The organism is Streptomyces monticola (assembly GCF_042665355.1).
GTDB classification, from domain to species: Bacteria; Actinomycetota; Actinomycetes; order Streptomycetales; family Streptomycetaceae; genus Streptomyces; species Streptomyces monticola.
Map to the genome: position 1 here is coordinate 698,992 of NZ_JBHTCF010000001.1, position 19,177 is coordinate 718,168.

At 70.6% G+C, this 19,177-nt stretch carries 17 protein-coding genes; 15 read left to right on the forward strand and 2 right to left on the reverse strand.

All coding sequences use genetic code 11. The annotated features are described in order from the left end of the window. The first annotated feature begins 280 nt into the window (after positions 1 to 280). Together ACFQVC_RS02895 and ACFQVC_RS02900 are read left to right on the forward strand one after the other, a co-directional pair. A complete protein-coding gene (locus ACFQVC_RS02895; protein ID WP_381826036.1) occupies positions 281 to 1,054 on the forward strand; it encodes an alpha/beta fold hydrolase in 774 nt (257 codons plus the stop codon). Beyond that, positions 1,051 to 2,352: a cytochrome P450 gene (locus ACFQVC_RS02900; protein ID WP_381826038.1), complete on the forward strand. Its 1,302-nt coding sequence runs from the start codon at positions 1,051 to 1,053 to the stop codon at positions 2,350 to 2,352. The genes ACFQVC_RS02895 and ACFQVC_RS02900 overlap by 4 nt, the downstream gene beginning before the upstream one ends. A 30-nt stretch (positions 2,353 to 2,382) precedes the next feature. Here the strand turns inward: ACFQVC_RS02900 and ACFQVC_RS02905 are convergent, their stop codons facing one another. Further along, positions 2,383 to 3,138 (reverse strand): hypothetical protein, encoded by a 756-nt coding sequence (locus ACFQVC_RS02905; protein ID WP_381826040.1) that lies wholly within the window; start codon positions 3,136 to 3,138, stop codon positions 2,383 to 2,385. Positions 3,139 to 3,290: 152 nt separating this feature from the next. Between ACFQVC_RS02905 and ggt the strand changes: the two genes are divergently transcribed. From ggt to ACFQVC_RS02920, 3 genes are all read left to right on the forward strand, one after another. After that, complete coding sequence (ggt, locus tag ACFQVC_RS02910) at positions 3,291 to 5,135, forward strand: gamma-glutamyltransferase (RefSeq protein ID WP_381826042.1); 1,845 nt, start codon at positions 3,291 to 3,293, stop codon at positions 5,133 to 5,135. A gap of 37 nt (positions 5,136 to 5,172) precedes the next feature. Continuing rightward, the gene (locus tag ACFQVC_RS02915) at positions 5,173 to 5,841 is read left to right on the forward strand and encodes a glycoside hydrolase family 75 protein (RefSeq protein WP_381826044.1); all 669 of its coding nucleotides are present in this window, start codon (positions 5,173 to 5,175) and stop codon (positions 5,839 to 5,841) included. 147 nt (positions 5,842 to 5,988) lie between these two features. Next, positions 5,989 to 6,591: an isochorismatase family protein gene (locus ACFQVC_RS02920; protein ID WP_381826045.1), complete on the forward strand. Its 603-nt coding sequence runs from the start codon at positions 5,989 to 5,991 to the stop codon at positions 6,589 to 6,591. A 190-nt stretch (positions 6,592 to 6,781) separates the two neighbouring features. Here the strand turns inward: ACFQVC_RS02920 and map are convergent, their stop codons facing one another. After that, complete coding sequence (gene map / locus ACFQVC_RS02925) at positions 6,782 to 7,549, reverse strand: type I methionyl aminopeptidase (protein ID WP_381826047.1); 768 nt, start codon at positions 7,547 to 7,549, stop codon at positions 6,782 to 6,784. Positions 7,550 to 7,581: 32 nt separating this feature from the next. Between map and ACFQVC_RS02930 the strand changes: the two genes are divergently transcribed. The 10 genes from ACFQVC_RS02930 (at position 7,582) to haaA (ending at position 19,177) form a co-directional block, all read left to right on the forward strand. Continuing rightward, positions 7,582 to 7,854 carry a helix-turn-helix domain-containing protein gene (locus ACFQVC_RS02930; protein WP_381826049.1) on the forward strand — a complete coding sequence of 91 codons (273 nt, stop codon included), beginning with the start codon at positions 7,582 to 7,584 and terminating at the stop codon, positions 7,852 to 7,854. A gap of 81 nt (positions 7,855 to 7,935) precedes the next feature. Next, entirely contained in the window at positions 7,936 to 8,112 is a 177-nt protein-coding gene (locus tag ACFQVC_RS02935; protein WP_381826051.1) for a hypothetical protein, read from the forward strand. Continuing rightward, the gene (locus ACFQVC_RS02940; RefSeq protein WP_381827072.1) at positions 8,112 to 9,239 is read left to right on the forward strand and encodes an alginate lyase family protein; all 1,128 of its coding nucleotides are present in this window, start codon (positions 8,112 to 8,114) and stop codon (positions 9,237 to 9,239) included. Before ACFQVC_RS02935 ends, ACFQVC_RS02940 begins: the two co-directional genes overlap by 1 nt. A gap of 98 nt (positions 9,240 to 9,337) precedes the next feature. Next, positions 9,338 to 9,763 (forward strand): PPOX class F420-dependent oxidoreductase, encoded by a 426-nt coding sequence (locus tag ACFQVC_RS02945; protein ID WP_381826053.1) that lies wholly within the window; start codon positions 9,338 to 9,340, stop codon positions 9,761 to 9,763. Between the two features lie 80 nt (positions 9,764 to 9,843). After that, complete coding sequence (locus tag ACFQVC_RS02950) at positions 9,844 to 11,292, forward strand: hypothetical protein (RefSeq protein ID WP_381826054.1); 1,449 nt, start codon at positions 9,844 to 9,846, stop codon at positions 11,290 to 11,292. Between the two features lie 370 nt (positions 11,293 to 11,662). Continuing rightward, a complete protein-coding gene (locus tag ACFQVC_RS02955) occupies positions 11,663 to 12,505 on the forward strand; it encodes a nitrilase-related carbon-nitrogen hydrolase (protein WP_381826056.1) in 843 nt (280 codons plus the stop codon). Then, complete coding sequence (locus ACFQVC_RS02960) at positions 12,502 to 13,791, forward strand: aspartate aminotransferase family protein (RefSeq protein WP_381826058.1); 1,290 nt, start codon at positions 12,502 to 12,504, stop codon at positions 13,789 to 13,791. Before ACFQVC_RS02955 ends, ACFQVC_RS02960 begins: the two co-directional genes overlap by 4 nt. A gap of 114 nt (positions 13,792 to 13,905) precedes the next feature. Then, positions 13,906 to 15,309, forward strand: a complete 1,404-nt coding sequence (gene hydA / locus ACFQVC_RS02965) for a dihydropyrimidinase (protein WP_381826060.1) — start codon at positions 13,906 to 13,908, stop codon at positions 15,307 to 15,309. Between the two features lie 676 nt (positions 15,310 to 15,985). Continuing rightward, positions 15,986 to 18,778, forward strand: a complete 2,793-nt coding sequence (gene haaT, locus ACFQVC_RS02970) for a cyclophane-containing RiPP biosynthesis TPR protein HaaT (RefSeq protein ID WP_381826062.1) — start codon at positions 15,986 to 15,988, stop codon at positions 18,776 to 18,778. A gap of 201 nt (positions 18,779 to 18,979) precedes the next feature. Continuing rightward, on the forward strand, positions 18,980 to 19,177 hold the full coding sequence (haaA, locus tag ACFQVC_RS02975) for a HaaA family cyclophane-containing RiPP peptide (protein WP_381826063.1): 198 nt from the start codon (positions 18,980 to 18,982) through the stop codon (positions 19,175 to 19,177).

Below are 19,177 nucleotides of genomic sequence, written 5' to 3' on the forward strand. Positions count from 1 at the left end.
GAAGCAACCTCGCGGGAATTCGCGGGAACACGCGGGGCGGGGTGGGGCGGAAAAGGGGAATTCCATGCCGGCCCCCGCTTCGGCCGCGGCCGCTCGCCCCGACACCCGCCCTGCACCCGCCCTGCACCCGCCCCGAAACCCGCCCTGCGCGGCGCCGGCCGGATCCGGCCACCGGCGTGCGTCGGCTGACCGCTCTGCGCCCTTGCCGTGGCGCGGAGTTGGGTCCACGTTGGACCTCCCGCACCTCCCCTTCCGTGTCCTTCGTACGAACGGAGTCGCCGTGGCCTCCTTTCTGCTGCCCCACACCCTGCTCGGAGACGGACCCCACAAGGTCCTCGCCGTGCACGGCTGGCTCGCCGACCGCAGTGCCTACGCGGCCGTGCTGCCCGATCTCGACCTGGAGTCGTTCACGTACGCCGTCGTGGATCTGCGCGGCTACGGCGAGGCGAAGGACGCGGCCGGGCCCTACACCACGGCCCAGGGCGCGGCCGATCTGCTCGACCTCGCCGACCGGCTCGGCTGGGACCGGTTCTCGCTGATCGGGCACTCGATGGGCGGCTGCGTCGCACAGCGCGTGGTCGCGGCCGTGCCCGAGCGTGTGCGGCGGATCGTCGGGGTCTCGCCGGTGCCGGCCGGCGGGCTCGCGCTGCCGCCGGAGCAGGCGGAGCTGTTCGCCGCCGCGGCCGAGGACGCCGGGAGCCGCCGGATCATCTTCGACTCCACCACGGGCGGCAACCGCCCCGTCGCCTGGCTCGACCGCATGGTGCGCCAGTCCTTCGACACCAGCGACCCGAAGGCCTTCCGCGCCTGGCTCGACTCGTGGGCGGGCGAGGACTTCCACACCGAGGTCGAGGGCAGCCGGGTGCCCGCGCTCGCCGTGGTCGGGGCGCTCGACCCGGCGCTGAGCGCGGAGCTGATGCGGCAGACCTGGATGCGCTGGTTCGTCAGGGCCGAACTCGTGGAGCTGGAGCGGGCCGGGCACTACGAGATGGACGAGACACCGCTCGAACTGATCCGGGTCGTCGAGGACTTCCTGCGCGCGGAGGAGGCGTGACCTTGGCGCCGGGGCAGGACCTGCCGCCGGGCGGCGCCGGGCGGGTCCCGGATGTGTTCGATCCGCGGATCTACCGCGACGGCCCGCCGCACGCCGCCTACCGGGAGCTCCGCGAGCACCACCCGGTGGCCTGGCAGGAGGAGTACGAGGTGCTCGGCTGGCCGGCCGGTCCCGGCTTCTGGGTCGTGTCGCGGCACGCCGATGTCGTCCGCGTACTGAAGGACTCCGCCGCCTTCTCCTCGCATCTGGGCGCCACCCAGATCCGCGACCCGGACCCGGACGACCTGCCGTTCATCCGCCGCATGATGCTCAACCAGGACCCGCCGCACCACGGCCGCCTGCGCCGCCTCGTCAGCCGGGCGTTCACGCGCGGCCGGATCGACCGGTTCGAGGCGAACGCCCGCGCCCGGGCCCGGCAACTCCTCGGCGCCGCAAGGGAAGCGGGTGCCTCCGGGCGGCCGGTCGACCTCGTCGCCGCCGTCACCGACGACTACGCGCTGCTCAACCTCGCCGATCTGCTCGGCGTACCCAAGGGCGACCGCAAGCTGCTGCTCGACTGGACCGAGCGCGTCATCGGCTACCAGGACCCCGACGAGGCCGCCGCCGTCGTACGCGGCCCCGACGGGCGCCCGGTCAATCCGCGCTCGCCCGCGATGCTCCGGGAGATGTTCGACTACGCGCAGCGGCTCGCCGCGTTCAAGCGGCGCCACCCCAGCGACGACGTGATGACCGCGCTCGCGCACGCCACCGACGGTGACACCCGGCTCACCGCGCCGGAGCTGGAGATGTTCTTCTTCCTGCTGACCGTCGCCGGCAACGACACCGTGCGCAGCGCCGCCCCCGGAGGGCTGCTCGCCCTGGCGGAGCACCCGGACGAACAGCGGCGCCTGCGGGACGGGCAGGTGGGGCTCGACACCGCCGTCGAGGAGCTGCTCCGGCACCATCCGCCGGTGCTGACGTTCCGGCGTACCGCCGTCCACGACACCGAAATCGCCGGTCGGCCCGTCAAGACGGGGGACAAGGTGGTCGTGCTGCACGCCTCGGCCAACCACGACGAGCGGGTGTTCGCACGGCCGCACCGGCTCGATCTGGGGCGGGTGCCCAACCCGCATGTGTCGTTCGGCGAGGGGCCGCATGTGTGTCTGGGCGCGCACTTCGCCCGCCTGCAGCTGCGGGTCCTCCACGAGGAGGCGCTGCGGGAGCTGCCGGTGCTCGCGCCCGCCGGGCCGCCGCGCCGCCTTGTGTCCAACTTCATCAACGGCGTGAAGGAGCTGCCGCTGCGGGTCGCCGCCGGCTGAGACCGCCGCTCGGCCACGGCTCGGTGAGGCTCAGTCCTTGGGTGCGCGGTGCGAGTTGCGAGGCGCGGGCGCGGGGGTCTGTGCGGCGCGGGTGACATCGGAGACCAGCTCGACGACATCGGGGCCGTACGCCTGCGAGTTGACGACCTTCAGGAGCAGGACGAAGGAGTTGTTGCCGTGCTTGCGGGACAGCCTCTCGTGGTGGCGGGCGAGATAGCGGGTGGCCGCCTGGTTGGTGATGCCGCGCTGGCCGCAGAAGAGGAACACGGGTCTCGCCTGCTGCCCCTGGCCCGCGGTGAGCCGGGCGAGGACCACGTACTCGACGCGGCCGGGCTCCATGCGGTAGCGCTCGGTGCCGATCTGGAAGGCGCCGCGGTCCGGGCCCGGCTCGGGGTCCGTGTTGACCCGTATGCCGGGAAGGAGTGAATGCATATGGGCGGCCATACGGCGGTTGGACGACGGGCCGCCGACACAGAACTCGGTGCGCTCGCCGAAGCCCTGCTGCGCCGCGTCGTGTGCGATGACCTGGGCGTGCGCCCCGCAGTCCTTGACGAGCGCGGAGAGTTCGAGGAGCGCGAAGACGTCGTTGCGGCCGACCGCGTCCTGGGGGCCGCCCGCGTCGCGGTTCACGACGAGCAGCGACTCGGCGTTGTCGGGCAGCCCGAAGAAGGCCTGCTTGCGGCGGAGCTTGCGCTTCCACAGATACGTACGGGCGAACCAGCCCAGGGACGTGGTGATCCCCGCGGCGATCACACCGAGGACGATATTGCGCAGGTCTTCATTCATGGGCGGGCACTCTAGCCGCAGTGCGTATCGGTGCTCGAGGGGGTGCGGGCGGGTCCGCCGGGCGCCGCACCTTACGGGAGGACAACCCCCGTGCGTCCGGCCGAAGTTAGGCTTCCCGAGCAGGTGCAGACAGTCCTTGACCGGAGGTACGGATGCGTCGTCCAGTTGCGCGGAAACTATCGCTGATAGCCGTTTCGGGGGCATTGGTCGCGGTCGGTGCCGCAGCGCCCCCTTCGTCGTCCGCCGCGCCGGCGCCACCACCCTCGTCAGGCGCTCCCGGCGCCCCCGGCGCACCGGTCCCGGAGAAGTCCCCCGTCGCCGTCGGTCACGGCGGTGCCGTCTCCAGCGTCGACGCCGACGCCTCGGCCGCGGGCATCGAAGTGCTGCGCAGAGGCGGCAACGCGGTAGATGCTGCCGTCGCCACGGCGGCGGCCCTCGGGGTCACCGAGCCCTACTCGGCGGGCATCGGCGGAGGCGGCTATTTCGTCTATTACGACGCGAAGTCCCGCAAGGTGCACACCATCGACGGCCGTGAAACGGCACCACTGAGCGCGGACGCGTCCCTGTTCCTGGAGAACGGCAAACCCCTGCCCTTCGAGGACGCCGTCACCAGCGGCCTTAGTGTCGGCACCCCCGGCACCCCCGCCACCTGGGACTCGGCGCTCGCCGCCTGGGGCAGCAAGCCGCTGCGTACGCTGATGAAGCCCGCCGAACGTCTCGCCGCGCAGGGCTTCGTCGTGGACGGCACGTTCCGCGCGCAGACCGAGGCCAACCAGAAGCGGTTCGCCGACTTCCCCGACACCGCGAAGCTGTTCCTGCCCGGCGGACGGCTGCCGGAGGTCGGCTCGGTGTTCAAGAACCCCGATCTGGCGCGTACGTACGCGGAGTTGGGCCGCAAGGGCGGCGGCGCCCTGTACCGCGGCAAGCTGGCCCGCGACATCGTGCGCACCGTCAACGAACCGCCCGTCGACCCGGCGTCCGGGCGCACCGCCCGCTCCGGCGACCTCACCGCGAAGGACCTCGCGCGCTACGGCGTCAAGCGCCAGGCCCCGACGAAGTCCGGCTACCGCGGCCTCGACGTCTACTCCATGGCGCCCTCGTCGTCGGGCGGTACGACGGTCGGCGAGGCCCTCAACATCCTTGAGCGGACCGACCTTTCGAAGGCCACCCAGGAGCGATATCTGCACCGCTACATCGAGGCCAGCCGGATCGCCTTCGCGGACCGCGGCCGCTGGGTGGGCGATCCCGCCTTCGAGGACGTACCCACCAAGGAACTGCTCTCCCAGCGGTTCGCGGACTCGCGGGAGTGCCTGATCCGCGACGACAAGGCGCTGAGCAGCCCGCTGGCGCCCGGCGACCCGCGCGACCCCAAGCCCTGCGGTACGTCGGGCAAGGCCGCGCCCACGACCTTCGAGGGCGAGAACACCACGCATCTGACGGCCGCCGACAAGTGGGGCAACGTCGTCGCGTACACCCTGACCATCGAGTCGACGGGCGGTAGCGGCATCACCGTGCCGGGGCGCGGCTTCCTGCTCAACAACGAGCTCACCGACTTCTCCTTCGCCCCGGCGAGCCCCGTTGTGCCCGACCCGAACCTGCCGGGCCCCGGCAAGCGCCCGCGCTCGTCGATGTCACCGACGATCGTCCTGAAACAGGGTCAGCCGGTGCTCGCCCTCGGCTCTCCCGGCGGCGCCACCATCATCACCACCGTCCTGCAGACCGTCACCGGAGTGGTGGACAGGGGCCTTCCGCTGGTGGACGCGATCGCAGCCCCGCGCGCCAGCCAGCGCAACCAGGCCACCACCGAACTCGAACCCGGCCTGTACGACAGCGAGTTGAGGAAGAGCCTGGAGGCGCTCGGGCACGGCTTCCGGCAGAACCCGGAGATCGGCGCGGCCACCGGAGTGCAGCGACTCGCCGACGGACGGTGGCTCGCGGCGGCCGAAAAGGTGCGAAGGGGCGGAGGCTCGGCAAGGGTGGTGAACCCGAGCTCCTGATCGCCTGGGAGCGTGTGCCGTCCCTAGGGGTGCCCTCTTGCGTGCGCTGAATCCCGTCCTGATTCCGGCCGCCCTCGCGCCTGTCCTCCTCGCCACCGTGGCACCGCCCGCGCTGGCCCAGGAGGGCGGGGTGGGGGCGGCGGCGCTCCTCGCCAAGGTCCGTCACTGCAAGCAGATCTCGCGGGGCAAGTACCGCGCGGACGACGGGACGGCCGCGAACATCCCCGTGTGCGGGACGCGCGGAGCCGTCTTCTGGAAGGCGGACCTCGACATCGACTGCGACGGCCGCCAGAGCCGCCGGTGCAGCAAGCGCACCGACCCGTACTTCCAGCCCACCACCGCCTTCCAGGACTCCCGCGGCCGGCATCTGGACTCCGCGTCCCTGCCGTACGTCGTGGTGCCGGGCGCGAGCCGGATCTGGAACCACGCGAAGTCCGGTGTGTGGGGCGGCGGCATCGCGGCCGTCATCTACCGCGGCAAGGTGCAGTACGCGGTCGTCGGCGACACCGGCCCCACCGACCTCGCCGGCGAGGCCTCCTACGCCACGGCCCGCGCCCTCGGCATCAACCCCGATCCCGTACGCGGCGGGGCGCCGGGCGGCGTGACGTACATCTTCTTCACCAAGTCCCAGGCCCGCCCTCTGGAGAACCACAAGGCGACGGTACGGACGGGGGAGGCGCTGGCGCGGCGGTTCGTGGGCGGCTGAGGCTCTCATACGCGGCAGGTTCCGCTGCGGCAGGTGCCGGTGGGCCCGCCGTTGGCTACTGCGGCAGGTGCCGGTGGGCCCGCTGTTGGCTACAGTCGGTCGTCGGCGCGGCCACGGCATCCGGCCGGGCGCGCCCGGGGGAGACATATGAGCACGCTGGAGAACCGGCCGAACTCCGCGCTCGTCGTGGTGGATGCGCAGCGAGGTGTCGTCGCGGCGGCCCACGAGCGGGACGCGGTCGTCGCGAACATCGCCGGTCTGGTCGACCGGGCGCGGCGGGAGGACGTGCCCGTCGTATGGGTCCAGGACTGCGGCGCACACCTGGCGCCGGGCAGCGAGGCGTGGCGGATCGTCCCCGAACTGACGCCGGACGACACCGAACCGCTCGTGAAGAAGCTCTACCCCGACTCCTTCGATGACACCACCCTCGAAACCGTCCTGTCGGGCCTCGCGGTGGGCCGCCTCGTCGTCGTCGGCGCCCAGAGCGACATGTGCATCCGCTCGACGCTCCATGGCGCGCTCGTCAGGGGCTACGACGCGGTCCTGGTCGGCGACGCCCACACGACGGAGGACCTGACGTCCTGGGGTGCGCCGCCTCCGGACCAGGTCATCGCCCACACCAACCTCTACTGGTCCCACCACACGGCACCGGGTCGCACCGCGGAGACGGTGGCGAGCGAGGACGTGGACTTCGGAGGCGGGACCAGGCACGGGGCGTCCGGCGCGGGCCGCCGTCCGGCGGGGGCGTGAGTGGTCACCGGGCCGTGAGTGTCACGGTGCTGTGGGCGTCACGGTGCTGTGAGTGTCACGGTGCTGTGAGTGTCGCGGGGCTGTGAGTGTCACGGGGCTGTGGGCGTCACGGTGCTGTGAGTGTCACGGGGCTGTGAGTGTCACGGGGCTGTGGGCGTCAGAGGCGCCTGAGGATGCGGGGGCGTGAGCGTCACAGGGTCGTGAGGATGCGGGGGCCCGTGTCCGTGATCGCCACCGTGTGCTCGGCGTGCGCCGCGCGGCTGCCGTCGTAGGTACGCAGGGTCCAGCCGTCACGGTCGGGGTAGAAGCCGTCGTCGCCGCCGCCGAGCAGCATCGGCTCGATGGCCAGGACCATGCCGTGACGCAGCGTCATACCGCGGCCCGGGCGGCCCTCGTTCGGCACTGACGGCTCCTCGTGCATGTGACGGCCCACGCCGTGTCCGCCGAAGCCCTCCGGGATGCCGTATCCGGCGGCGCGGCAGACCGTGCCGATGGCGTGGGCGATGTCGCCGATGCGGTTGCCGACGACGGCGGCCGCTATCCCCGCGTGCAGCGCCTCGTACGCCGTCTCTATGAGGCGTACGTCGGCGGGGCGCGGGGTGCCGACCGTGAAGCTGATCGCCGAGTCGCCGACCCAGCCGTCCAGTTGGGCGCCGAAGTCGACGGAGACCAGATCGCCGTCGCGCAGCCGGTAGCCGTCGGGTATGCCGTGCACGATCGCGTCGTTGACGGAGGCGCAGATCACCGCGGGAAACGGGGTGGGCGCGAAGCTCGGCCGGTAGCCGAGGAACGGGGAGCCCGCCCCCGCCTTGCGCAGCACGTCGTGCGCCACCTCGTCGAGTTCGAGGAGGCTCACGCCGACCGCCGCGGTCTCCCGTACGGCCGTCAGGGCCTGGGCCACGACCCGGCCCGCCTCCCGCATCGCGGCCACGGACGCGTCCGTCTTCAGTTCCACCATGCCAATTACTGTACCGGTATTAGAATGGGGTCATGGTGCGCACCCCCTTGACCCCCGAAGAGCGCGAACGCGGCGAGCGGCTCGGCCAGTTGCTCCGCGAGGCCCGCGGTGCCCGCAGCATGGTGGAGGTCGCGGCGTGTGCCGGACTCTCCGCGGAGACACTGCGCAAGATCGAGACGGGGCGGGCCCCGACCCCCGCCTTCTTCACCGTCGCGGCACTCGCCGGGGCGCTCGGCCTGTCCCTGGACGAGGTCCTCGCGCGATGCGCGGGCACGGGTGAGAGGGGTGAGAGGGCGGTGGCCTGAGCGCGCCGGGTACGTCACTCGTGCGGCTTGTGCCGCGCGAGGAGTAATAGATCCTGCGACCCCCGGTGGGCGGGGCCACGCTTGCCCCTATGGCTGCTCGACTGCGCACTCTCCTACGTCCCGTTCTTCGGCGTCCCGTTCTTCCGCGTCCCGTTCTTGGGCGTCCCGTACTTCCGCGTCCCGTACTTCGGCGTCCCGTACTTCCGCGTCCCGTACTTCTGCGTCCTGTTCTCGCCGTGGCTCTGTTCGTGCCGCTGATGGTCGGCGGCACCGCCCCGCCGCCCGAGCCCGGTCCGTTGGTCCACCCTGGCGGTCTGGTGGACCGGGAACAGCTGGAGACCGCGCGGAAGAAGGTGCGCCAGGGCGAGGAGCCATGGGCGTCGGCGTTCGACGGGATGCGGGCCAGCCGCTACGCCTCCCTCTGGTATACGCCGCAGCCCCAGACCGAAGTGTCCTGCCCGACCGGGGACAAACCAGGGGTCGGCTGCCAGCAGGAGCGCGAGGACGCCATCGCGGCGTATACACACGCCTTGATGTGGAGCGTGACGCGCGACGAGAAACACGCGCAGAAGGCCGTCGACATCATGGATCTGTGGTCCGCGACGCTGAAGGGCCACACCGAGGGCAACTCCGGTCTGCAGTCCGCCTGGGCCGGGTCCACGTGGGCACGGGCCGCCGAGATCATGCGCCATGTGTACAAGGGGTGGTCGCAGGACGGCGTCACCCGCTTCGACCGGCTGCTCAGGGAGATCTATCTGCCGCAGGTCGCCGGCGGCTCGGCGGGACGCAACGGCAACTGGGACCTCGTCATGGCCGACGCCGCGTCCGCCATCGGCGTCTTCCTCGACGACCGTGCCGTCTTCGAGCGCGCGGTGGAACATGTGCGCCAGCGTGTGCCCGCGTACTTCTATCTCCGCAAGGACGGCAAGCGGCCCGTCGCCCCGCCGGGCGGTCTCGTGCAGACTCCGGGCGAACTCACCCGCTACTGGTTCGGACAGCGCCGTTTCGTCGACGGTCTCGCCCAGGAGACCTGCCGCAACTTCCAGCATGTGGGGTACGCCGTCGCCGCCACCGCCCATGTCGCCGAGACCGCCCGCCACCAGGGCGTCGACCTGTACCGCGACGTGGCCGAACGGCTGCGCGCCGCCCTGGAGTTGCACGCCCGCCACCAGGTCGCCGAGGATCCCACCGCGCCACGGTGGCTGTGCGGCGGCAAGCTCACGCTCACCATGGGGCCCGATCTCGAAGTGGCCCTGAACCACCTGCAGAACCGGCTCGGCCTGCATCTGCCCCAGGCCCGCCGCCTCACGGGCGAGATGCGTCCGGCCGGGACGGACGATCTCTTCGTCGCGTGGGAGACGCTGACGCACGGGGATAGTCCGTAGCGGATCGGCGTATCCGCAGCGGATCGGCGTGTCCACGGGTGCGCGCGGCTCATGAGGGGAGCGCAGGACCGCCGGAGCAAGCCGTAGGCTCGAGCCCCATGATCCTCGAAGTCCTCGAATCCCTGGGCGACGCCCGCTACATCAGTCTCACCACCTACCGCAGGGACGGCACGGGGGTCGCGACGCCCGTGTGGGTGGTGCGCGACGGCGACGAGCTGCGGGTGTGGACCAGGAGCGACTCGTGGAAGGTCAAACGGTTGCGCAACGACCCGCGGGTGCTCGTCACGGCCTGCGATGTGCGCGGGCGCGTGGCACCTGACGCCGTCACTGTGCCGGGCACGGCGCGGCTATTGGAGCCCGCCGCGATGCCCCGGGTGCGCAAGCTGCTCTCCCGTAAGTACCGCTGGCAGTACTGGCTGGTGGACTATCCCGCCACGCTCGCCCGGCTCGGCAAGCGGCCGCACACCGGGATCGCCGTGACGCTCGATCCGGCGGGAGGTGCCCGGGGCGAAAAACTCCCGTAGCCGTCCCGTAACACGACGGGTGTCGAATGCCTGCCGGACAGACGGACCGGAAGGATCCACTCCAACGGGGGCGGGCAGCGATGACAGTGGGACAACTCCCGGAGCAGGTAAGGGAGTTCGCGGCGTATCTGGAGGACTTGCTGACCCGTCTCGACCAGGGCGCCGGTTGGTGCGGGGTGTTCTGGCGGCGCGACCCCGAGGGCATGAGCGCCTGTCTCGACGGCCGGGAAGTGCCGCCCTGGGACGTGGTGCAGGCGTTGTTGCACGATCTCGCCGCGGACCGGGGCACGCTGGTCGCCGAGCGTGAGACCGCCCTCGCGCGTGCCCTGCACGGCGCCGCACTCGCGGCCCATGACGCGCAGCCGGGCGCGCGCGAACTGCTCGGCGACCGTCTCGACGTGATGCTCAGGGAGCAGCGGTACGCCGCCGAGCGCCAGGCCGACCTTGCCGCGGCACTGGACGCAGAGCACGCGGGGCGCGCGGGGTACGCAGACCGCGCCGGGTACGCGCGCGTACCGCAGGACGCGGAGCGGCTCCGCCTGGACCTCGCGTGGGCCCGCGACGACCACGAGCGGGCGAGCGCACGGTGCGACGAACTGCGAGCGCGGATAGCGGAGTTGGAGCTCAGGGAGCCGGGGCGGACGGCGACTGCCCTGGACGACCGGGCTCCGGGCCCGCCGACGCTCGCTAGTGCCGCCCGCCGAAACCGCCGCCCGCGCGGTGCGCGATTTGCGGGGATCGAGGAGGCCGAGGTCGGCGTCGAGGGCGAGGAGGTCATGGCCGCGGCTCCTGTTCCGCCGGTGCAGTCGGATCCGCCGGTGCAGCCGGTACCGCCGGTGCAGTCGGATCCGCCGGTGCAGCCGGTACCGCCGGTGCAGCCGGTTCCGCCCCGCGCGGAGAGCGCACCGCGTGGGGCGCGTTATGCGGGGTCGGGAGCGTCCACAGCGTCGTCCGCCCCTGAACCGGCCCGCCCCGCGCGCCGCCCAGAGGAGGACGACGCGGACGCGGCCCGCGCCACCGCCGGAGCCGTGGCGGACCTGCGTCGGCTGCGCGCCGACGGGCGCAGCGGCGAGGCCCACGCCGTGCTGTGCGAGGCGGCCCTGTGGCCCGCGCACCGGCTGCCCCGTCTGGCCGCCGAACTGCACCGCGCCGGGCTCGGCGCCGACTGGTCGACGCTCTTGTGGGAGGCCGCGTCGTTGCCCGTCGAGCGCCTGGTCGCGGCCGCCGACGCACTGGCCGCCGCGGGCCGCGCCGACGACTGCGGCCAACTCCTCCGCCAGGGCGTCGGGCGCCCGGCCCCGGAGATCGCCGAGGCGGTACTGGCCCTGGACGAGGCGGGCTTGGAACGCCAGGCAGGCGCACTCCTCGACGCGTACCTGCGAGTCCGCTCCCCGGAGGAGGCAGCCCAGGTCGCCGGCGCAGCGCCCCAACACCTGGCGCCCCGGCTCCTGGAGACGGCCCGAGGGATCTCCCGCCAACGGGAGTGGGACGTGGTCCACGCGTTCCGGGTGGCGGGCGTCGAACACTGAGGGCGGGGGGTCGTCCAGCCCGTCCGGCGGTGTTGGGGGACCACCCGGCCCGTCCGGCGGTGTTGGGGGACCACCCGGCCCGTCCGGCGGTGTTGGGGGGCATCCAGCCCGTCCGGCGTTTGAGGACGAGCCCGAAGGGCGATTCACGGCACCGCCCGTGCAGGGCAACTTTCATCGCCGGGCAACAAGACCGCCGGGCACCGCAAATCCACGCACCAACCCCCTCACCCGCACGGGTGCGAAACATGATCGACTCCACCCGTTGACGACGATGGTCTTGCCCCGAGGTGTGGCGCGGCTTACGTTCATCTCTCTACGCCCAGTTCTACGGGCGTAGAAGCTCTCTGACGTCCCGTCGAAGGAGCAGCTCATGGCGCACGACGTACGCGCGGCACTCGTCCAGGCGACCTGGACCGGCGACACCGAATCCATGATCGCCAAACATGAGGAGCACGCCCGGGAGGCCGCCCGGCAGGGTGCGAAGGTCATCGGGTTCCAGGAAGTCTTCAACGCCCCCTATTTCTGCCAGGTCCAGGAGCCCGAGCACTACCGCTGGGCCGAGGCCGTCCCCGACGGCCCCACCGTCCGCCGTATGCAGGACCTGGCGCGCGAGACCGGCATGGTGATCGTCGTCCCGGTCTTCGAGCTGGAGCAGTCCGGGTTCTACTTCAACACCGCCGCCGTGATCGACGCCGACGGCTCCTACCTCGGCAAGTACCGCAAGCATCACATCCCGCAGGTCAAGGGATTCTGGGAGAAGTACTACTTCAAACCGGGGAACATGGGCTGGCCGGTCTTCGAGACCGCCGTCGGCAGGATCGGCGTATACATCTGCTACGACCGCCACTTCCCCGAGGGCTGGCGGCAACTCGGCCTCAACGGCGCCCAGTTGGTCTACAACCCCTCGGCCACCTCGCGCGGCCTCTCCGCGTACCTGTGGCAGCTGGAGCAGCCCGCCGCGGCCGTCGCCAACGAGTACTTCATCGCCGCGATCAACCGTGTCGGCCAGGAGGAGTACGGCGACAACGACTTCTACGGCACCAGCTACTTCGTCGACCCGCGCGGCCAGTTCGTGGGCGAGCCCGCGAGCGACAAGGCCGAGGAACTCCTCGTACGGGACCTGGACTTCGGCCTCATCGACGAAGTACGCCAGCAGTGGGCGTTCTACCGCGACCGCCGACCCGACGCCTACGAAGGGCTGGTGCAGCCGTGACCGGACCGAACCCGCTGCACGAGCGGCACAAGGCCGTCCTGCCGGACTGGCTCGCGCTCTACTACGACCGGCCCATCGAGCTCACCCACGGCGAAGGCCGCCACGTGTGGGACGCCGACGGCACCAAGTACCTGGACTTCTTCGGCGGCATCCTCACCACCATGACCGGCCACGCGCTGCCCGAGGTCACCAAGGCGGTGACCGAGCAGGCCGGCCGGATCATCCACTCCTCGACGCTGTATCTCGACCGCCCGATGGTCGACCTGGCCGAGCGGGTCGCGGCGCTGTCCGGCATCCCGGACGCGCGCGTCTTCTTCACCACCTCGGGCACGGAGGCCAACGACACGGCGCTGCTCCTGGCCACCGCCTACCGCCGCTCCAACCAGGTCCTGGCGATGCGCAACAGCTACCACGGCCGGTCCTTCTCCGCGGTCGCCCTCACCGGAAACCGCGGCTGGTCACCCACCAGCCTCTCGCCGCTCCAGACGCTCTACGTCCACGGCGGCGTCCGCACCCGGGGCCCGTACGCGCATCTCTCCGACGCCGACTTCATCGCGGCCTGCGTCGCCGACCTGGAGGATCTGCTCGGGCAGACCCAGGGCGTGGCCGCGCTGATCGCCGAGCCGATCCAGGGAGTGGGCGGCTTCACCTCACCGCCCGACGGCCTGTACGCCGCGTTCCGTGACGTCCTGAACCGGCACGGCATCCTGTGGATCGCCGACGAGGTGCAGACCGGCTGGGGCCGCACGGGCGACCACTTCTGGGGCTGGCAGGCCCACGCAGCCTCCGGTCCTCCCGACATCCTGACCTTTGCCAAGGGCATCGGCAACGGCATGTCCATCGGCGGTGTGGTGGCCCGCGCCGAGGTCATGAACTGCCTGGACGCCAACTCCATTTCGACCTTCGGCGGCTCCCCGGTCACGATGGCCGCGGGCCTCGCGAACCTCACGTACCTCCTGGAACACGACCTCCAGGGCAACGCCCGCCGGGTCGGCGGCCTGCTCCTGGAGCGGCTGCGGGCGATCGGCGTCGGCGTGGACTGCGTACGGGAAGTGCGCGGCCGCGGCCTGATGATCGGCATCGAGCTGGTGAAGCCCGGCACCGACGACGCGGCCCCCGAGGCGGCCACCGCGGTCCTGGAGGCCGCCCGCGCGGGAGGCCTGCTCATCGGCAAGGGCGGCGGCCACAACACCAGCGTCCTACGGATCGCCCCACCGCTGACCCTGACGGTCGCGGAGGCGGAGGAGGGCGCGGCGATCCTCGAACGGGCTCTGCGCAGCATCTAGTAACGAGCGGTGTGCGCGCAGCGCCTAGTAACGAGCGATGTGCGCGCCAGCAACACCACCAACACCACCAACACCATTAACGCCCATACATGTCCAGGCATCTGAGGGGGAGTCATGAGCACCCGCACCCTGATCCGCGGCGGACTCGTCATCACGGCCACCGACGAGACCCACGCCGACGTACTGATCGAGGACGGCCGGATCGCGGCCCTGGCCGCCCACGGCTCGCAGGCGGCCACCGCCTGGAGCGCCGAGCGCGTGCTCGACGCCACCGGAAAGTATGTGATCCCGGGCGGTGTCGACGCCCATACGCACATGGAGCTGCCGTTCGGCGGCACGTTCGCGTCGGACACGTTCGAGACGGGGACGCGGGCGGCGGCGTGGGGCGGCACGACGACGATCGTGGACTTCGCGGTGCAGAGCAAGGGCCATGCATTGCGGGAGGGTTTGGACGCGTGGCATGCGAAGGCGGACGGCAAGTGCGCGATCGACTACGGCTTCCACATGATCCTGTCGGACGTGAATGAGTCGTCGCTGAAGGAGATGGACCTTCTAGTCGAAGAGGGCATCACCTCCTTCAAGCTGTTCATGGCCTACCCGGGCGTCTTCTACAGCGACGACGGGCAGGTCCTGCGTGCCATGCAGCGGTCCGCCGGCAACGGCGGGCTGATCATGATGCACGCGGAGAACGGCATCGCGATCGATGTGCTCGTGGAGCAGGCGCTGCAGCGTGGCGAGACCGATCCGCGCCATCACGGCGAGGTGCGCAAGGTTCTCCTCGAGGCGGAGGCGACGCACCGCGCGATTCAGCTGGCCCGGGTCGCGGGGGCCCCGCTGTATGTCGTGCACGTCTCCGCGGAGGAGGCCGTCGCTGAGCTGGCGGCCGCGCGGGACAAGGGACTTCCGGTCTTCGGCGAGACCTGCCCGCAGTATCTGTTCCTGTCCACGGACAACCTGGCGGAGCCGGACTTCGAGGGTGCGAAGTACGTCTGCTCGACACCGCTGCGCCCGAGGGAGCATCAGGCGGCGCTGTGGCGGGGCCTGCGGACGAACGACCTGCAGGTGGTCTCGACGGACCACTGTCCCTTCTGCTTCGTCGGACAGAAGGAGCTGGGCCGGGGCGACTTCTCGAAGATCCCGAACGGCCTTCCCGGGGTGGAGAACCGCATGGACCTGCTCCACCAGGCGGTCCTTGACGGGCACATCACGCGCCGGCGCTGGATCGAGATCGCGTGTGCCTCGCCGGCGCGGATGTTCGGCCTGTACGGGAAGAAGGGCACGATCGCCCCGGGCGCAGATGCGGATGTGGTGATCTATGACCCGGCCGTCGAGCAGGTGCTGTCGGCGGAGACGCATCACATGAACGTGGACTACTCAGCGTATGAGGGGAAGCGGGTCACTGGGCGGGTGGAGACGGTGCTGTCTCGGGGTGAAGTGGTCATTGACCAGCGGGAGTTCACGGGGCGGGCAGGGCATGGGGCGTATGTGCCGCGCGGTGTCAGCCAGTACGTCGGCTGATCACCGGCAGGACTGTGGACGGCGCGGGAGGGAGACTTGCACGGCACGATGCGTAGGGGCTGCTTCTTTGCTGCACATGAATTCATGAGTTGCCGGGGTTTGAGTAGTTTGTCGGTCTTGTAGGAAGTGCGGCCGTGCTGCCAAAGTCACGATGAAATTCGCAGGTTAACGAGCCTGCTCCCCGCGCACGTGGGGATGGTCCCTCCCTGATGTCTGTTCGGCCTTGGTCATGAGGCTGCTCCCCGCGCACGTGGGGATGGTCCCGGTCCAGAGGTCCGGCTTCCCCGACGCTTACGCTGCTCCCCGCGCACGTGGGGATGGTCCCAGGTCGGGCCGGACCTCTGAGTCGGCCCCTAGCTGCTCCCCGCGCACGTGGGGATGGTCCCAACCCCAAATCCTCCACGCTCGCCGGTCTGAACTGCTCCCCGCGCAGGTGGGGAACCCCCTTCGGACGACCGGCACACCCGAACCCCTGATCGCGCGCCCCAAGAGCCATTTCTTGGCCGGTGAACCCCTTGCCCCAAACCCACGATCACTGGTCCGCTTGAGCGTTAGCGTGATCCTCGGGGGTTGCTGACGTGTTCAGAACGGCACTGGGCGGGCGGCGGCCTCGACTCGCCAGTGGGTGTGCGGTGGCGCGTTCCGCTACCCATGGTCGAGGTGAGGTGGGGCGCTCATGAGGCTGCGGCGGGGCACCGCGATTGCTCTGCTCGCCGGTGGCGGTGCTGTGACGACCATGCTGGTGGGGCTGGTCACGAATGCGGTGTCCGAGACGGCTAACTGGCCCTCCTGGCTGGGGTGGTTGCAGCGGCACCCTTGGTTGTCCTTCGTCATCCTCGGTGCGGCGATGGTGGGCCTTTCCGTGCTGCTCGCGGCGATGTCGGAGAGGGAGACTGAGGAGGACGGGCGGGAGCCTCTGGTTCGTTCGGATGATGGTGTGAGGCCGCCGGGGGCCGCTCTCGTGCTGCGGTCCCTGCCCGGTGACATTGGCGCCTTCACTAACCGCTCGACCGAACTCGCCGATCTCGTCCGCTCGGTGGAGGTCGCACAGGCCAATGGCACGGCGCTCCCCGTACACGTCATCGATGGCATGCCGGGAGTGGGCAAGACGGCGTTCGCTGTGCGTGCCGGGCATGAGCTCGCGTCACGGTTTCCGGACGGGCAGCTCTTCGTCAGTCTCAACGGGCATACCCCGGGCCGGAGTCCGGTGCAGCCTACCGAGGCCCTGGCCTCGCTGCTCGCCGCGACCGGCGTGCCTGCTCAACAGATCCCGGTCGGGGAAGACATCGGAGCCGTCACTGAAGCACGGGCCGCCATGTGGCGTGGCCAGCTCGCCGACCGCAAGGCGTTGCTCATCCTCGACAACGCCGCCAGTTACCGGCAGTTGGAGCCTTTGCTTCCTGGTGGCAGTGGGTGCTTGGTGCTGGTGACCAGTCGGCGTCGGCTGGCGGCGGCCGAGGAAGTGGTGTTGCCGGTCAAAGCGTTGCCGTCGGAGCATGCCATTGATCTCTTCACACGGCTCAGTGGGCGGCCTGCGGAAGATCTGGACACCGTGGCCCTGGCCGAGTTGGTGCGGTTGTGCGGGTACCTGCCGCTGGGGTTGTCTCTTCTGGCCGCCCGACTTCGACATCATCCGACGTGGTCGGTGGAGGATCTGCGGCGCCGACTGATCGAGGCCCGTGACCGGTCGCGGGAGATGCAGGCGGGGGACCGGGCAGTGGCGGCGGCGTTCGACCTGTCCTACCGGGACCTTCCTCCGGAACGGCAGCGGTTCTTCCGGCGGCTCGGTTTCTACCCAGGTACGGATATTGACGCGTATGTCGGCGCTGCGCTTGACTCGATCTCGGTAGCGCAGGCGCGCCAACACCTCGATGCGCTCTACGACGACCACCTGATCGACGAGAACCCGGGCAACCGCTACCGGCTCCACGATCTGCTGCGTGACTACGCCCGCGGTCTGGCCGAAGAGGGGGACAGCATGCAGCGGGCAGAGACCGTCGAGCGCGTTTGCGGCTACTACCTGGCCGCACTGGCCAGTGCCAACGGACACTTGGCGCGAGGCAGCGCAGTCTCACCCGATCACGCGCCGCCCGGACCCGGCGGCACACCGAGCGTGCAGGTCCCGGTGCTGGAGACCCGCAGCACGGCTCTGCAGTGGCTCGACGGCGAGCGGCCCAACGTACTCGCGTGCATCGAGCAGGCGAATGACCTGTCCCTGCATTCCAAGGTCGTGGAGCTGGCCGCGGCCATGGCGCCGTTCCTGCGGCAGGCGGGACCATGGGACCAGGCCGTCGATCTGCATCGCACCGCGGTGGAGGCCGCCCGTCGCCTCGGGGACCAGCAGGCCACAGCCGACGCCCTGGCCGAGCTGGGAGTCGTACGCCGCTTCATGGCCAACTACCCACACGCGGCCGACGCATTGAACGAAGCGGTGGAGCTGTACACGGCAGTCGATGACCGGAGAGGCAAGGCCGCTGCTCTGAACCAGGCGGGCATCGTCTGGTATCTGACCGCGGACAACGGGGACGCGGCGCGGGCCCAGAGTGAGGCTCTGGAGATCTACCGAGAGCTCGGAGACCGTCTCGGGCAGGCCAACGCACTCGCGGATCTGGGGATGGTCCGCCGCCAGACCAGCAGGTTCGACGCAGCGGTGGAGGCCCAGTCCGAAGCACTCGCCATCTACCGGGAGTTGGGGGACGGCTACGGGGAGGCGAATTCCCTGCGTGACCTGGGCGTCGTGCACGGCCTCATGGGTGATTACGCCCAAGCCGCGCAGCACCAACGCGATGCGTACGCCATCTATCGCGACCTCGATGACCGGGTGCACCAGGCCTACGCGCTCACCGAGTTGGGAGTGGTTCAGCGTCTCACCGGAGACTTCGAGGGTTCGCGTGAGGGCCTCTCCCTGGCGCTGGAGCACTACACCGAGCTGGGTGACCGCTTCGGCCAGGCCAACAGCATCCGGCACCTGGGAGCGCTCGACCGCCTGAAGGGAAACCTTCCGCGAGCCGTCGAGCAACTGGACGAGGCGCTGGAGGTATACCGCGCACTCGGGAGCCGAGGCGGGGAGGCGGCAGCTCTGGGCGAACTTGGAGCGGCACGTGGCAGTGCCGGCGAGGTGGAGGTCGGCATCGAAGCTTTCGAGAACAGCTTGAGCATCTACCGCGAACTCGGCGACCGTTGCGGCGAAGCGGAAGTCCTGAACCACTGGGGAGACCTGCTCCGCTCGACCGGCCGGCAAGACGAAGGGCGCACGCAATTCGAAGCCGCCCTTCACCTGGCACGCGATATCCGCAGCCCTCTGGAGGAGGCACGGGCCCTGGACGGGCTCGGCCGCTGTGGTCAAGCCATCGATGGCCCAAGCCGTGCCGAGCCGATTCTGCGCGAGGCGCTGGCCATCTATCGCCGTATCGGGGCTGAACCTGCGGCAGCGGAGATCGAGCGCCTCCTGACGGCGCAGCCCGGCTGACCTCGTCCTCCGGGGAGGAGCGGGAGGAAGCAGAAGAAGACGGTCGGCGTTCTGGATCTCGGGTAGGTGCGGGTGCCGCGTGGCTCAAGTCTTTATGCCGCCGCTGAGGTACGGCTGCTACGTTGCGGGCTGATCTGTCGCTTCAACCACCGTCGCACGGCCGGGCTCAGGGTCCGGCACGTACTTCATGAGGAGAGTTGAATGTCGTCTCAGACACCAGGGCCCGCCCAGCGCGCAGCGGTCGACTTCTTGCCCCGGGCCACAGCGCAGGGGGAGGCGTCGGTGGTCCTCGACCGCGTCGCCGCCCGCGTACAGGCCCGGCTGGCTGCGGAAGGCGCGCAGCTCAACCCGTCCGACAGTCCGCACCCGGCGTCGCTGACGTGGCCGTGGCCCATCTGA